The sequence below is a fragment of the Psychrobacter sp. UBA3483 genome (assembly GCF_002377905.1).
Lineage (GTDB): Bacteria > Pseudomonadota > Gammaproteobacteria > Pseudomonadales > Moraxellaceae > Psychrobacter.
In genome coordinates this window covers 193,509-208,988 of the sequence record NZ_DFQS01000005.1, presented here as the reverse complement: position 1 = coordinate 208,988, position 15,480 = coordinate 193,509, and the positions used below count along the sequence as shown (strand labels likewise).

At 45.1% G+C, this 15,480-nt stretch carries 14 protein-coding genes and 2 riboswitches; of the genes, 5 read left to right on the top strand and 9 right to left on the bottom strand.

Going from position 1 to position 15,480, the window contains the following annotated elements:
- Positions 1-70: 70 nt before the first annotated feature.
- The 4 genes from B2866_RS01655 to B2866_RS01640 all read right to left on the bottom strand — a co-directional run bounded on the left by B2866_RS01655 (position 71) and on the right by B2866_RS01640 (position 3,605).
- Positions 71-1,294, bottom strand: coding sequence for a vWA domain-containing protein (locus B2866_RS01655; RefSeq protein ID WP_296189976.1), 1,224 nt, complete (start codon positions 1,292-1,294; stop codon positions 71-73).
- A gap of 81 nt (positions 1,295-1,375) precedes the next feature.
- Entirely contained in the window at positions 1,376-2,239 is an 864-nt protein-coding gene (locus B2866_RS01650) for an AAA family ATPase (RefSeq protein WP_296189974.1), read from the bottom strand.
- 258 nt (positions 2,240-2,497) lie between these two features.
- Entirely contained in the window at positions 2,498-3,100 is a 603-nt protein-coding gene (locus B2866_RS01645) for a hypothetical protein (RefSeq protein ID WP_296189971.1), read from the bottom strand.
- A gap of 184 nt (positions 3,101-3,284) precedes the next feature.
- Positions 3,285-3,605, bottom strand: coding sequence for a YcgL domain-containing protein (locus B2866_RS01640; RefSeq protein ID WP_296189968.1), 321 nt, complete (start codon positions 3,603-3,605; stop codon positions 3,285-3,287).
- Positions 3,606-3,841: 236 nt separating this feature from the next.
- Positions 3,842-3,978: riboswitch (glycine riboswitch) on the top strand.
- Between the two features lie 52 nt (positions 3,979-4,030).
- Positions 4,031-4,188, top strand: a riboswitch (glycine riboswitch).
- A 182-nt stretch (positions 4,189-4,370) separates the two neighbouring features.
- Between B2866_RS01640 and gcvT the strand changes: the two genes are divergently transcribed.
- The 4 genes from gcvT to gcvP all read left to right on the top strand — a co-directional run bounded on the left by gcvT (position 4,371) and on the right by gcvP (position 10,000).
- The gene (gcvT, locus tag B2866_RS01635) at positions 4,371-5,555 is read left to right on the top strand and encodes a glycine cleavage system aminomethyltransferase GcvT (RefSeq protein WP_296189965.1); all 1,185 of its coding nucleotides are present in this window, start codon (positions 4,371-4,373) and stop codon (positions 5,553-5,555) included.
- A 70-nt stretch (positions 5,556-5,625) separates the two neighbouring features.
- The gene (gene gcvH / locus B2866_RS01630) at positions 5,626-6,006 is read left to right on the top strand and encodes a glycine cleavage system protein GcvH (RefSeq protein WP_296189963.1); all 381 of its coding nucleotides are present in this window, start codon (positions 5,626-5,628) and stop codon (positions 6,004-6,006) included.
- Positions 6,007-6,265: 259 nt separating this feature from the next.
- Positions 6,266-7,024: a nitroreductase family protein gene (locus tag B2866_RS01625; protein WP_296189960.1), complete on the top strand. Its 759-nt coding sequence runs from the start codon at positions 6,266-6,268 to the stop codon at positions 7,022-7,024.
- A 78-nt stretch (positions 7,025-7,102) separates the two neighbouring features.
- The gene (gene gcvP / locus B2866_RS01620) at positions 7,103-10,000 is read left to right on the top strand and encodes an aminomethyl-transferring glycine dehydrogenase (protein ID WP_296189958.1); all 2,898 of its coding nucleotides are present in this window, start codon (positions 7,103-7,105) and stop codon (positions 9,998-10,000) included.
- 118 nt (positions 10,001-10,118) lie between these two features.
- On the opposite strand, the gene B2866_RS01615 is transcribed toward gcvP, so the two are convergent.
- Positions 10,119-10,595 (bottom strand): hypothetical protein, encoded by a 477-nt coding sequence (locus tag B2866_RS01615; protein WP_296189957.1) that lies wholly within the window; start codon positions 10,593-10,595, stop codon positions 10,119-10,121.
- 104 nt (positions 10,596-10,699) lie between these two features.
- Here B2866_RS01615 and B2866_RS01610 point away from each other — a divergent pair, with 104 nt between their 5' ends.
- Positions 10,700-11,407: an esterase/lipase family protein gene (locus B2866_RS01610; RefSeq protein ID WP_296189955.1), complete on the top strand. Its 708-nt coding sequence runs from the start codon at positions 10,700-10,702 to the stop codon at positions 11,405-11,407.
- Positions 11,408-11,441: 34 nt separating this feature from the next.
- Here B2866_RS01610 and B2866_RS01605 read toward each other — a convergent pair whose 3' ends face one another.
- The 4 genes from B2866_RS01605 to B2866_RS01590 all read right to left on the bottom strand — a co-directional run bounded on the left by B2866_RS01605 (position 11,442) and on the right by B2866_RS01590 (position 15,351).
- Complete coding sequence (locus tag B2866_RS01605; RefSeq protein WP_296189952.1) at positions 11,442-12,761, bottom strand: ribonuclease D; 1,320 nt, start codon at positions 12,759-12,761, stop codon at positions 11,442-11,444.
- A 148-nt stretch (positions 12,762-12,909) separates the two neighbouring features.
- Positions 12,910-13,503 (bottom strand): recombination mediator RecR, encoded by a 594-nt coding sequence (gene recR, locus B2866_RS01600; RefSeq protein ID WP_296189951.1) that lies wholly within the window; start codon positions 13,501-13,503, stop codon positions 12,910-12,912.
- Between the two features lie 121 nt (positions 13,504-13,624).
- A complete protein-coding gene (locus tag B2866_RS01595) occupies positions 13,625-13,954 on the bottom strand; it encodes a YbaB/EbfC family nucleoid-associated protein (RefSeq protein ID WP_068404078.1) in 330 nt (109 codons plus the stop codon).
- Positions 13,955-14,046: 92 nt separating this feature from the next.
- Positions 14,047-15,351, bottom strand: a complete 1,305-nt coding sequence (locus B2866_RS01590) for an O-succinylhomoserine sulfhydrylase (protein WP_296189945.1) — start codon at positions 15,349-15,351, stop codon at positions 14,047-14,049.
- Positions 15,352-15,480 lie beyond the last annotated feature (129 nt).

Below are 15,480 nucleotides of genomic sequence, written 5' to 3'. Positions count from 1 at the left end.
AGAATTCGGTCTTTAACTACTCGTACTTGGGCGCAACTTTAATTATTGGGATTGGTATTACAACTGTCCCTTAGCGCGCCAGATAATTGGTCATCTCTTCCACACCATGCAAGGTCATCGGATACATTTTATTGTCGAAGAGTTTTTTAATCTCAACGATGGTTTGGGTGTAATTCCAATACGCAGGATTTTCAGGATTGAGCCAAGCGACTTTATCAAAATGCGCCAGTACCCGTTTTAGCCAAACAATGCCCGCCTCATTATTCATATATTCGACGCTACCGCCAACCGTCATCAGCTCATACGGCGACATCGATGCATCGCCGACAAATATCAACCGATATTCGCGACCATAGGTATTGAGCAGCTCATAAGTCGGCATCGGAGCGCTATGGCGACGATTATTGTCTTTCCAAACATAATCATATAAGCAGTTATGAAAGTAAAAAAACTCTAAGGTTTTAAACTCGTTTTTGGCCGCAGAAAACAACTTTTCCAATGCTTCGACGTGAACATCCATACTGCCACCAACATCAAATAGCATCAGCACTTTGACGCGGTTGCGGCGCTCAGCTTGCATATGAATATCGAGCACACCTTTTTTGGCGGTACGCTTAATGGTTTCGTGAATATCTAGCTCATCGGCGCTGCCGGTACGGGCAAACTGACGCAAGTTGCGCAGTGCCATTTGGATTTGGCGCGTGCCAAGCTGATTGTCATCATCGAGATTGCGATATTTGCGCTGCTCCCACACTTTAGCAGCGCTGCGCTTACGTGACTCGCCGCCGACGCGCACGCCTTCTGGATGGTCGCCATAGGCACCAAATGGTGACGTGCCGCCTGTGCCGACCCATTTACTACCGCCTTGATGACGCTCTTTTTGCTCTTTAAGACGCTCTTCAAGCGCTTTCATCAGCTCTTCTAATGAGCCGTATTTTTTCAGCAAGCGCCGCTGCTCTTCGGTCAGATTTTTTGGATCAAGTTTTAAATCTAGCCATTCTTTTGGAATATCCGTCAACTTTGCAAGCAGCTCATCCATATCAAGACTATCGACGCCCTCAAAATAATCTGCCATAGCACGGTCAAATTTATCAAAGTGACGCTCGTCTTTGACCATACAAAGCCGAATCAGTCGATACATATCCTCGCGACTGGCAAAAGTAGATAGCTCTGGGTTTTCAGGATGCGGCTGCATCATCAGCCCTTGATCTAAGGCCGCGTTTAGGTCAAGCAGCTCACGCGTACTGACTGGCACGCCGTAGGTCCGCAGGGTATAGAACAATTTGATAAACATAAAAGTCGCATCACTTATTGGCTGATAGAGTTACGAGTTGGACTGCTTCATTAGCTTCAATTATGACAAACGAGCTATCGCTTAACGACGCATCATATTGGCAAAACGCTGCAATAAACTCACATCGGCTTCGTTTTTCAGCAGCGCGCCATATAGCGGCGGAATAGACTTTTCCCCGCGTAAGTTTTCTTCCAGCTCGTTTTGTGCCATATCATCAGCCAATAATAGCGTCAGCCAATCGACCAATTCTGAGGTTGATGGTGGCTTTTTAAGTCCTTGGATGTTACGCAGTTTATAAAAAATATCGAGCGCATCATTGACCAATTTTTCTTGGATATTCGGGAAATGCACCTCAATGATTTGGCGCATGGTATCTTCTTCTGGGAAATCGATATAATGGAAAAAACAGCGGCGTAAAAACGCATCTGGCAGCTCTTTTTCATTGTTTGAGGTAATGATAACCACTGGACGCTGCTCGGCAGTGATGGTCTCGCCCGTCTCATAGACGTAAAACGACATCTTATCGAGCTCATGCAGTAAGTCGTTTGGAAACTCGATATCGGCCTTATCAATCTCATCAATCAATAACACACTGCGCTCACTGCTCGTAAAAGCTTCCCACAGTTTACCAGGCTTGATATAGTTGCCAATCTCATACACCTTGTCGTCGCCCAATTGCGAATCACGCAAGCGCGAGACGGCATCGTACTCATACAGCCCTTGTTCCGCCTTAGTGGTTGATTTGATATGCCACGTAATCAGCGGCATCCCTAAACTCTCAGCAACTTCTTCAGCCAGTAACGTCTTCCCTGTCCCCGGCTCGCCCTTAATAAGTAGCGGCTTTTGTAGCGTCATTGCCGCGTTAACGGCCAGCTGCAAATCATCGGTAGCAATGTAGTTTTGCGTACCGGTAAAGCTTTTTTTCGTTTTATCAGTCGTGCTCATAATACATTCTCAGTGGTTAGAAACAGTTATTAGAATCCGTTATTGTTATCTGTTAAATATAGTAAAAGGTTTAGGGAAAATCGTTAGCAGATACATAATTATTTAGATTAGCACAGCACCATTGATTGCCAAAATACTCATGCGTTCGTAGTTATCATTGATTCACTGTAAAGCTTATAAGTGAGTATAAAAAAAGACACGCAGGGTGTCTTTTGTCTAATAAGAATCTACAGCAAAAAGCTTTATTACTCATGTCTGTTATTTATGGTCTTTTTTTAAATCAACATCGGTATCAGGCTTAATGGTTTCTTGCTTAGCTGTTAATACTGAAGGGTCAGCGGTTTCTATCAAATGAATATCGTCTGCTAAATAATTACCAGTAGTCAATTGGGCAGTCGCTTGCGCATCTTCTGCCGTACGGCTACGGGCTTTATCCAAGCTGGACTCAAACGCGCCGCGAATCAGTTGCCAAACAAAACCAACAAACAAGCCCACGACTAATACTACCAAAATCGGCAGCATATTGGCTATCGCGCCAGCCGTATCTTTCATCATAATCGCATAAACGACGCTGATACTCGCCGGCGCAATCACGCTAGGGTCACCAAGTGCCGTACCGGGCGCGAGCAAGACGGCAAACAATATCATCCAGCTCATACCGCCAAGTGGACGCGGCAAAATGCGAGCAACCAGCAGCCAAAGTATCAAAACGATAATTACGCCGCCAAGATATGCATACATAGGTAAGTCTGCGGGCGGCACATCTTTTACCAGTTGCCCCCACCAAATCGTAATCTCACCGAGAATGTCACTGATAGCGCCCATCGGTAAGCTTTCTATAATGCCTTTTAACCAATCCATGCGTGTTTCATTACCTGCGTTTATTACCATTGGCGCGTGAGGCGTCTAATGGTATAGGGTAAGTTTTGTCAGACTAACAGTGCGACAAAATACATAATTATTAACTGTACTTAATTATGCTTGTCTAATGGCGATTAGTTTATCACGACTTGCTAGCAAAGTGCATTAACGCTAAAAAAGCGCCCTAATCGTAGATATTGTCCTGCGCTTCACGAGTGCGTAGCTCCGCTTGACGGCGCATCACATCTTGCGGCGGCATTTGTACAAAATACCCTTGTATCTTTAGTTTTGCCAATACTTCTTCTTTGTCAACGCGCGCCAGTTTTGGCGTGCTCGCCAAGTCTAAATGCATGACAAACTGACTACGTCCTAAGCTTGCCCGAAACTCTTTTGGCAGTACACCAAGCCAGTCTTTAATCTCATCGGTATCATCAGGATAGTCAGGGCGCGCAATGTAAACGTACATATCGTCATGTTTGGGAAATTTATAAATATCACAATGCATAAAAATAACCTATCAGAAACTATCGCCATAGATTAGCATATTTGTGGCTGCAATCAGTAGTCGCTTTACGTTCTGCTATGGTAAATCACTGTAAAATTCGCTCATTTAACCATCTTGCAAAGGTACTATTCATTAATAAATTTGTCAGTGCTCCTGCTAAAAAGTTGTTTTTAACAACATTATCGACTTTAATGCGGCAGATGGCTTGTAAAAACGGGCTGAACCTTTCATAATAAAAGCGTTTTTCAGGAGAGAGTCTTGGGCATGATATTAAGTGCGCTTATATTTACGAGCCGCGCTGATAACTGCTTGATGACCACCGAAGGCGCATACACCCTGCCAATCGCTCAGGTAAAAGGACTGAAAAACATATGTCATGACTGTTTTATTGCTATCGCAACTGCATAGCAGGCCAAAACATAAGGCATAACAAATCTGGAGAGCGGTAAGGACGGACGACGCCTTACCCACCGAAGGGGAGAAAATGCGACATTATTGCGATTGTCTTTAAGGCTTAGGCTTTGATAGATAAATAACGATGATTCGTGTTGAAAATCTCAGGTTACAGGACAGATAGGGCTTTTGCTTAAACCGACGTTTGGCGTCTGTTTGGCGGATTGCTCTATTTTTTTGTACTACCCTTGGTTGCACTGCTTGCGCCCTGCAAGATTGCTACTCACTACTATGATAATGCACATCTGCCTTGCTACTTTGATATTTTATGAATGATTATCAAGTGCTGCTGATGTTCCATAAGGATTTGTTATGACCGACACTCACAATACCAGTTCTCACAATACCAGCGTTTCAGCCCCTAAACGCACGCCCCTTTACCAGTCGCACCTTGATAATGACGGCAAACTGGTGGATTTCTCTGGTTGGGAATTGCCAATCCATTATGGTTCACAAATCGAAGAACACGAAGCCGTGCGTACCGATGCTGGTATGTTTGATGTCTCACATATGGTGGTGGTTGATATTAAAGGTTCGGATGCCAAAGCATGGTTGCAAAAACTTCTTGCCAATGATGTCGATAAATTAAAAACCGTTGGTAAAGCACTTTACTCTCCGATGCTCAATGAGCAAGGCGGTATTATTGACGATTTAATCGTTTATCTGATGAATGAAGACGCGAGCGAATATCGTATCGTTTCAAATGCGGCTACCCGTGATAAAGACATGGCACAGTTTAATAAAGTTGCCGAAGGTTTTGAGGTTGCTTTAACGGAACGTGATGACTTAGCTATGCTCGCCGTCCAAGGCCCGAATGCCGTTGCAAAACTGGCACAAGTCAAACCGAGTTGGGCAGATACACTGGCTGCCCTTAAGCCTTTCGTTGGTGCTGATTTAACCGATATTGAAGGCACCGATTGGTTTGTGGCGCGTACTGGCTATACAGGTGAAGATGGCGTTGAAGTGATCATGCATGGCGATGATGCGCCAGCGTTTTTTGAGCAATTAAAAGCCAATGGCGTTAAACCTGCGGGCCTTGGCGCGCGTGATACCTTGCGTATGGAAGCGGGCATGAACCTTTATGGTCATGATATGAATGAAGAAACCAGCCCTTATGAGTGCAACATGGGCTGGACGTTGGCGCTAAAAGATGAGCGCGACTTCATCGGCCGTGACGCCTTAGTAAGTAAGCGTCAACAAGCAAAAGATGACAACAGTGCCATGAAGCAAGTCGGTTTGCTATTGACGACACGCGGCGTCTTACGTGAAGGCATGACCGTGACCATCAATCAAGGATTAGACAACGAGCAAACTGGCCTGATTACCAGTGGCACTTTCTCCCCTAGCCTAAAAAATTCGATTGCGATTGCCCGTGTCCCTGCCAGCTTATCAGATGACGATAGCGTGCAGGTCGATTTGCGCGGCAAGGGTAAATTCGTCGACGTGCGCGTTGTCAAGCTGCCCTTTGTGCGTAACGGCAAGCAGCAATTTGACTGATATCCCTGATACCTTTTATTATGAGCGTCCCTTTTTTATTAACCATTCTCTATCATTTAGGAGAGAGACCATGAGCAACATCCCAGCAGAACTAAAATACATCGCTAGCCACGAGTGGCTGCGCCTAGAAGACGACGGTACGATTACGGTTGGTATCACTGATCATGCGCAAGACTTGCTCGGTGACGTGGTGTTTGTTGAATTACCAGACGTTGGAGATATCATCGCGGTTGATGACGAAATCTCTGTGGTTGAGTCTGTAAAAGCTGCCTCTGACGTTTATGCACCTCTCTCAGGCGAAGTGGTTGCCATCAATGAAGCATTAGAAGATGATCCAGAAATCATCAACTCTGACCCATACGGTGAAGGTTGGTTCTTTAGAATGAAGCCTGACAATATCGCTGACTACGAAGCCTTGATGAGTGCTGACGAGTACGAAAATGAGCTGTAATAGTAAGCTAATTAGCGCTAATTAATTAAGCTATCGCTATTTTTAATATTAAAAACACAACTTGTTATGACAGATATTGGCGTCAGCTGGTATCTGTGCGCTTTTTCTTAACATACTTAGCCTTAGCGCTCAATTTAGCATTTGCACTCGCCCGCTCATTTTTGGGCCGTACTCATTGAGCAAAGAATATTAACCACGCACCTCAAGTATCTCGACACACAAACCTAGCCACGCACTCAATCCCAGCATGGATTTTCATATGACCCCTGATACTAATAAGCAAACCATTATTGCTACGCCTGATCATACCCCGCAGCTACAAGCGTTTCGCGATGTGGTTGAATCACGCCGCTCTGTCCGTCGTTTTACCGACACCAAGATACCTGATGACGTTTTAGCAGATTGTCTGCGTTTGGCCATGCTCGCGCCGAACTCGAGCAATCTACAGCCGTGGGAATTTTATGTGATTGATGATGCGGATAAACGCAAACGCGCGGTAAAAAACTGCATGAATCAAAACGCGGCTAAAACCTCAGCGCGCTTGATTGCCGTCGTTGCGCGTACCGATGTTTGGCACGATCATGCTAAGCAAATATTGCGTGAATATCCGGATACGCCAGTGCCAAAAAAGGTCAAAGACTACTACAACAAAGTTGTGACCATGGATTTCTTACGCGGACCGGTCAACGTTATATCAGCGGCTAAATGGGGTGCAACGCAAGTGGTCAGACGGGTAAAAGGTCCGATTAAATCGCCTTATTATACCTTTGAAGACACCAAAAACTGGGCCACCAACAATACTGCTCTTGCAGCCGAAAACCTCATGCTTGCTTTACGCGCGCACGGTTTTGATAGCTGTCCGATGGGCGGCTTTGATGAGCCTGCGATGAAACGCTTATTAAATTTAAGCGACGATCACCATATCATTATGATGATTGGTGCCGGTGAGCGCGCTGATAATGGCATTTATAACAGCCAGTTCCGCTTTGACCAAACTCAATTTGTCCATTACGTCTAAAACCGTAAACCGTTATTAATTATTAATTATTCGTTATTTTAGCCTTCTCCTTTATCATCCCTTTTACCAAGGACTGTTATGACTATCTCGCAAAACCCAACGTTTGATACCTTTCAAGGTTTATTCAACGAAGCTGAATTTGTCTATCGTCATTTAGGCTCAAATGATGCCAAACAAGCCGACCTGTTAAATGCCGTTGGCTATCAAGATATGGAAAGCTTTATCAATGATACCGTGCCTGAGCCAGTGCGCCTGCATAAAGAGCTAGATTTGCCTGTGGCGATGAGTGAGCACGCCGCGCTTGCTAAATTGCGTACCATGGCAGACGATATCACGGTTAATAAGAGCTATATTGGTCAAGGTTACTCGCCTGTGCGCATGCCAGCAGTTATTCAGCGCAACGTCCTTGAAAATCCAGGCTGGTACACCGCTTATACTCCTTATCAAGCTGAAATCGCCCAAGGTCGCCTAGAAGCATTGCTAAACTTCCAGCAAGTTTGTATTGATTTAACAGGTTTGGAGATGGCTGGCGCGTCATTACTTGACGAAGCAACGGCTGCGGCAGAAGCGATGGCGATGTCGAAGCGCGTGAGCAAAAGTAAATCAAACCAGTTTTTTGTGGATGAGCGTATCTATCCGCAAACCTTAGATGTCATCAATACTCGTGCCAAATATTTCGGTTGGGAGGTGGTGGTTGGTGATTTTGAACTGGCTAAATCAGGTGATTATTTTGGTGCTATTTTCCAATACGTCGGTGTTGAAGGCGATGTAAAAGACTTAACCGATGTTATCGCAGCGGTGAAGAAAAACAAAACCTACGTCAGCGTTGTCAGCGATATCATGAGCTTGGTGCTATTAAAATCACCAGCCGATATGGGCGCAGACGTAGCACTCGGTAGCACCCAGCGTTTTGGTATTCCAATGGGTTTTGGTGGTCCACACGCCGCCTACTTTGCCTTCTCTGATAAAGCCAAGCGCTCAGCACCTGGCCGTATTATTGGTGTCTCTAAAGACTCGCAGGGTAATACCGCGCTACGTATGGCACTGCAAACTCGCGAGCAGCATATCCGCCGTGAAAAAGCCAACTCAAACATCTGTACCTCACAAGTATTACTTGCCAATCTAGCTGGTATGTATGCCGTGTATCATGGTCCAAATGGCGTCAAGCGTATTGCCACTCGTATCCATGCGTTTGCAACTGCCTTTGCTGATGTTATTAAAGGTGCTAACGACAGCAATCTAAACGTGGTACATGATCAATTCTTTGACAGTGTTGTCGTTGATTGTGGTTCAGAAAAAATGGCAACGCAGATTTTTGAAAACGCCGACAATACTGGCTACAACTTATGGCGTCTTGGCGACACCAAATTAAGCGTCGCCTTTAGTGAGACCAGCGACGCGCAAGATTTTAATGTCTTAACGCAACTATTCGTCAGTAAAGCCCATGACTTGCCGACAGAAGCTCGCGTGTCACTCGATAGTAAGCACTTGCGTAGCGACGATATCTTGACCCATCCAGTCTTTAACACCCATCATACCGAACATGAAATGCTGCGCTACTTAAAATCGCTTGAAGACAAAGATTTGGCGATGAACCGTAGTATGATTTCACTTGGTAGCTGTACCATGAAATTAAACGCGACCAGTGAGATGCTACCGATTACCTGGCCTGAATTTGCCAATGTGCATCCATTTGCACCGCGCGGTCAAGTGACTGGCTACATTGCAATGATTGATAGCTTACAAGAGCAATTAAAAGCCATCACAGGTTTTGATGAAGTGTCTATGCAGCCAAACTCTGGCGCTTCAGGCGAATACGCCGGTCTATTAGCAATCCGTCGTTACCATGAGTCATTGGGCGAAACGGACCGTGATGTTTGCTTGATTCCAATGTCAGCGCACGGTACCAACCCTGCTACCGCCATGATGATGGGTATGCAAGTCGTCGTGGTCAAAACTGATGACAACGGTAACGTAGATATCGGTGACCTGACCGCTAAATGTGAAGAGCACAGCGCGCGTTTAGGTGCCTTGATGATTACTTACCCATCAACGCACGGTGTGTTTGAAGAAGGCATCCGTCATATTTGTGATTTGATTCATAAACATGGCGGTCAGGTCTATATGGATGGCGCCAACATGAATGCGCAGGTCGGCATGATGCAGCCTGCTGATGTTGGAGCAGACGTACTGCATATGAACTTACACAAGACTTTCTGTATCCCACATGGCGGCGGCGGTCCTGGCATGGGCCCTATCGGTATGAAGGCACACTTAGCACCATTTATGGCCAACCATACGTTGAGCCCTGTGCATAATGCACAAAATGATTGCTCAGCGGTATCAGCAGCACCTTATGGTTCAGCGAGTATCTTACCTATCTCATGGATGTATATTGCCATGATGGGCCGTGATGGTCTGCTAAAAGCAACTGAGCTTGCATTGTTAAATGCCAACTATGTTGCCAGCCAGCTGAAAGACCACTACCCTGTTCTTTATACGGGTAAAAATGGCCGCGTCGCTCACGAATGTATCATCGATATTCGTCCATTGAAGGAAGAAACTGGCATCAGTGAAAGCGATATTGCTAAGCGCTTGATGGATTATGGTTTCCACTCACCAACGATGAGTTTCCCTGTCGCGGGTACGTTGATGATTGAGCCTACTGAGTCTGAATCGAAAGAAGAGTTAGATCGTTTTATCAGTGCGCTACAATCTATCAAAAATGAGGCAATGAAAGCCAAAGCTGGCGAAGATGGTTGGACGTTAGAGGACAACCCATTGGTTAATGCACCGCATACCGCGGCGATGATTACCAGCAGCGAATGGTCGCATCCGTACAGCCGTGATACCGCTGCCTTCCCACTGTCTTATATTCGTGCCCATAAATTCTGGCCGAGCGTGGCACGTGTTGATGACGCTTATGGCGATAAGAACCTCATGTGCTCTTGCCCAAGTATCGAAAACTACATGTAATCGTATTTTTCGAGAAATCATAAACAGTTTTTTATAAAAAAAACCTCCAAGTCAGCAGCTGATTTGGAGGTTTTTATTTTGCCTATACATTGTCAATATTTTTCGCTGTTCCTTAGGCCTAACCACCCAACCAACCTTTATCTAAACCACATTCTATCCAGCTCACTTTTACCTGATCTGTAATGTTAGCATTAGGATAAGTAAATGCCCCGCCACCAAGATAAAGCTCATCGCCAATCTTATAGGGTTTTCCTTCAAATAACAGAATCTTTTTATCTACATCCCACGAAAATGAATCATCCGCTAATACCAATAAGTATGTATTGTCTTTCGTCGTTAGCTCTTCACTATCCCTAGTCAAAGCAAGACAGTTATTAACAACTGTTAGATATCCAGATACCATAGCTGTAAACCGACCGTTATATTTAGTTGGTGACCAAGTAGCAATTTGCAGAGGTGGCTCAACTACTAACGGTTGGCTTACTATTGGTACGCTTGCCAGAACAGACACAGGCTTTTCTAACTCTTGACTAACGCATCCTGATAGCGATAGAACCGCGGATATGAAGAAAAAACACCCTAGATAATTTGACAACCTTTACCCCTAAAGAGTTAATATAAAAGAATCTGTCTGTCCGCTTATTTTAATAAACAAGCGTCGATAATATATCTTATGATATTACTGATTTGGAAATTTTTATGCAAAAAAAAGCTTCGATACAAAAAAGTCGCGTTATTCTGATTCATGGTCTGCATCAAACCGCTTGGATTATGCGGCCATTAGCCAAACGCTTGCAAGCCGCAGGATTTGATACTTATCAATTTGGCTATCGTAGTCTGCGTGATGGCATCAAAACCAATAGCGCACGGCTCAATCGTTGGCTAGAAGAAAACCACCATCCTGACCAGCCAATCGATTTAGTCGGTCATAGTTTGGGTGGTTTGATTATTCGTGATTTCGTTAATGAATATCCACAATGGCAAATTGGGCGCTGCGTAACGCTCGGGACACCGCATTTAGGTAGTGTTTGTGCAGATTATATTTGGCGCTTATCCCCAGTGGTAGTGGGGCGTTCGTACGTCGATGCGCTAGATGGAACCGTCGCGCCCTTACCGGAGCATATTACCTTAGGCGTGATTGCCGGTAATCGTCCTTATGGCTTAGGGCAGTTATTTTTGCAGTATCATAATCGCAAACTTTGTAAGACAAATAATATGCCATCAGCAGAACATCTACTACACGATGGCACAGTATATATAGAAGAAACTAAAATAGAGGCAGCCACTGATCATATTGTCTTGCCCGTCTCGCATACTGGCATGCTGGTCGATAAAACAGTGGCCGCACAAACCAAGTATTTTTTACAACATGGACAGTTTGACCATAGCGAGCTTAAGCATTTATGAATGCTAAGTACTTATAAATGCTAATTTTTATCACTTAGCGAACATTGACACCCATACCCTGTTGCAATTCGGTTTTATGCTCTTCAATCACCGGAATCAAGGTTTGCATCACCCACTCATTGCGCCAACCTTTTAACCCTTCAGGCAACTCGCTTAACTCTTTATCAAAAGCAATCACTTCATAGAGCTGCGCGAGCCATTTTTTACGCATCAATACATTAGCAGGCACGCCAATTTCTTCTGCTTGCGCATCGATTGCTCGTTGCACAGCTTTTGATAAGACTTTGTTTTTTGAACGATACGGTGGCAGTAGACAGTCCGGATGCTCAGCAGGATGCAGGTTTTTGGCTTCTTTAATCACCCTGAGCAGTTCTTCACCATAGAGACGCAGCATACTACGGTGCATCGTGGTTTTGTGCGCAAGCTCTCGCATACTGCTTGGTTTTTCGGTGATAATCTCACGTACTGCTTGTTTTTTAATGACAAAGGTACGCGGCTGATTGGTCGCGCGTGCTAACTCCTCGCGCCATGTTGCCACTGCTTGCAATATAGCCATCTGCTCAGAGGTATAACGATAATCTGCCATCGTTAGATACATCTCATCATCGGCTACATGCTGCGCGTCATACAAGTCACTGGCATACAGCTGGCAATCCGCCCATACATATTCAAACAGCCCTTGTTTTTTTAGCTCATATTCAAGGCTTAGATAAAGCGCTGGCAAAAAACGCACGTCATCTATCGCATACTGCTCTTGCTCATCTGATAGCGGACGTTTCAGCCAGTCTGATTGGCTTTGCTCTTTATCGATATGCATATCTAATTGGTCATCAAGCGCCTGCTGATAGCCCATTTGCAATTGGCCAGTTAAATATGACAGGGCAATTTGCGTATCAAAAATATTGGTCAACGGCGGGCAGTCAGACAATAGATAAAAAATCCCCAAATCTTCACCGCAGGCATGCCAAATCGCCACGTCTACTTTAGCCAACGCTTCCCATAGCTCGGCCAATTGCAACTGCGGCGCATCTAGTAAATACACATGATTGCCAGTATTCAGCTGCACCAGTGCCAAGCGCGGATAGTAGGTATCGCGCTTGATAAATTCAGTATCTAACGCCACCCGGCCGCAAGTTGCCAACGCATCGATAACTTCAGCCAAATCCTCTTGCTTACGTATCCAAGTGACAGCCGCGTCATCAGCAGCATCTAACAAGGCATCGATATCAGGCTCGGGTGGCAAATCTGCTGCTTGCGTAGCAATATTCGCTGATTGCGGTGCTAAATTATCATCGCCAGCAGCATAATTGGCGGTACTTGATGGACTAGAGGCGGTTAAAGCATGGTTAGACACGGGCAGATACCTGCATAAATAGGAGAAAATAAAACGCTAAACCGCGCCTTAATAAAAGTGAATATCAAAACCATTATAACAATATCACAAAATAAAATGGACAAGACTTGGCTTTTATAGAGAATTTATAAAATTGCTACCGTCAATACTACAAGAAAGAGCGATTTTGCATGGCTTGCCCAAGGGTCATACTATCAAGGTACTCAAGCTCGCCGCCCATCGGTACGCCTTGCGCCAAGCGGGTGACTTTATTGACATGACGACCAACCGCCTCACTGATAAAGTGTGCCGTCGTTTGCCCTTCAACCGTCGTACCAGTTGCCAATATCAGCTCTTCAACAGGCTCTTGCTTGACCCGCCAGACCAGTTGATCGATATTTAAATCATCGGCGCTGACACCGTCTATGGGCGATAAATGCCCGCCCAATACAAAATAGCGTCCACGATAGCCTGCGGTTTGCTCGATAGCCATCACATCGGCGGCAGTTTCGACCACGCATAGCAAACCATCATCACGCCTTGAATCTTGGCATAATGGACAAATCATCTCGTCGCTAAAGCTATGGCAGCGCTGACATTCGACAATATCCCTCATCGCCTCATCTAGTGCTTGCGCCAGCGCCAACCCTTGCGGACGTTTTTTGGTAAGCAAATGCAATGCCATACGTTGAGCGCTTTTTTGACCCACACCCGGCAAAATACGTAGCTGTTTGACCAGCTGATCAAATTTGGCTGTCAGCAAAGTAACTTCCTTTATTTAACTTAATTGATAAATCGTAGCTATAAAAATGGGGTCGTATCATATCGATAACAACCCCATTTTTGTGTTCAATCAGCAGTTTTTAGCGCTTATAATTCGCTATTTAGAACAGACCTTGCATACCTGGTGGCAAACCCATACCTGATGTTGCGCCAGCCATGGTTTCTTCATACAGCTCATCCGCTTGACGCACGGCATCATTGATCGCAGCAGCGATTAAGTCTTCGATCATATCTGGCTCATCTTCCAATAAGCTTGGATCGATAGTCAAACGCTTAACCACGTGACGACCTGTCATAGTAACTTTTACTAGACCACTGCCCGCTTCGGCTTGCACTTCTTTATTCGCCAGTTCTTTTTTGGCGTTTTCAACGTTTGCTTCGACTTTCTTTTGCATCGTTTGTGCTTGTTGCATCAATGCTTGAATATTCATAGTTGCCTCTTTATATTTTGTTTTAATGCATATCATTATAAAACGTTATTCATCACGTAAACCTGATGTTAACCGCGATTATACCTTGATCTTTACAAACTGTCTAAACCACGCGCCAAATCTTTAATGATATCCTCCACATCCTCTAAACCAACCGACAGACGAATAAGGCTATCATTAACGCCTGCTTCTGCGCGCGCCTCTGCACTCAAGCGAAAATGGGTAGTGGTCGCTGGATGGGTAATGGTGGTTTTGGCATCACCCAAATTATTGGTGATAGAAACCATTTGTGTTGAGTCAATCACATGCCAAGCAGCGGCTTTTGAATCCCTTTTGCTCGAATCAGCGCCAGTCGACGATTTAACCTCAAAGCCCATGATAGCACCATAGCCATCTTTCATATGATGTTGGCGCGTCGCAAGCTCATGAGCGGGATGGTCGCTTAATCCCGAAAAATGCACGGTACTGACATTGGGATGATTAACCAAAAACTCTGCCACTTGATTGGCATTCTGGCAATGCGCTTGCATACGCAATTTAAGCGTCTCAAGCCCCTTAGTAAAGACCCACGCATTAAATGGGCTCATACTAATACCGCCCGAGCGCACCACGGTAAAGGCCTCTTGCATAAGCTTATCGCTACCGACTAAAGCGCCGCCCAATACCCGTCCTTGACCGTCTAAATATTTGGTCGCAGAGTGAATGACCACATCAGCGCCCAAATCAAGTGGGCGTTGCAATGCTGGTGTGGCAAAGCAGTTATCAACGACCAATAAGATATCGTTGGCTTTACACAGCTCGCTCAGATAGCCAATATCACAAATTTGCGCCAGCGGATTACTAGGGCTTTCACAATAAATCACCTTGGTATTTGGCTGCACTGCTTGTGCCCAAGCATCATTATCGAAGCAATCGACATAGCTGACTTCAACGCCAAACTTTGCCATATAGTTATTAAACAGACCAATCGATGAGCCAAATAATTGATTGGCAGCGAGCAAATGATCTCCCGCTTTCAGATACGCTAAGCACATGGTCAAAATTGCGCCCATACCTGAAGCCGTTGCCACCGCGCGCTCACCGTTTTCAAGTGCTGCCAAACGCCGCTCAAAGGTGCGCACGCTAGGATTGGTATGGCGTGAATAGACGTTGCCCGTTTTACTACCATCAAAATGCGCGGCCGCATCTGCTGCCGACTCATAGACATAAGAGCTGGTAGTAAAAATAGCCTCTGAATGCTCGCCTTCATCGGTACGATGTTGGCCTGCTCGTACGGCGATGGTCTGCATGCCATAATCGAGGTTTAAATTGAGCGCGTCATCGCGCCAGTTTGCATCTAATTTATTTGTCTCTGGTTTATTTGCATTGCTATCATCGTGCGCTTGCGACTGACTCATAAGTTTTCCATTGCCCAAGTTATTAGTAAACATACCGCTTATTTTTGATTATAAACACTTTTTATTCGCGTTATCATAGCATGGCAACTTATTCCAAACAGCTGGTTTCAAAGCCATGCTAAATATTAT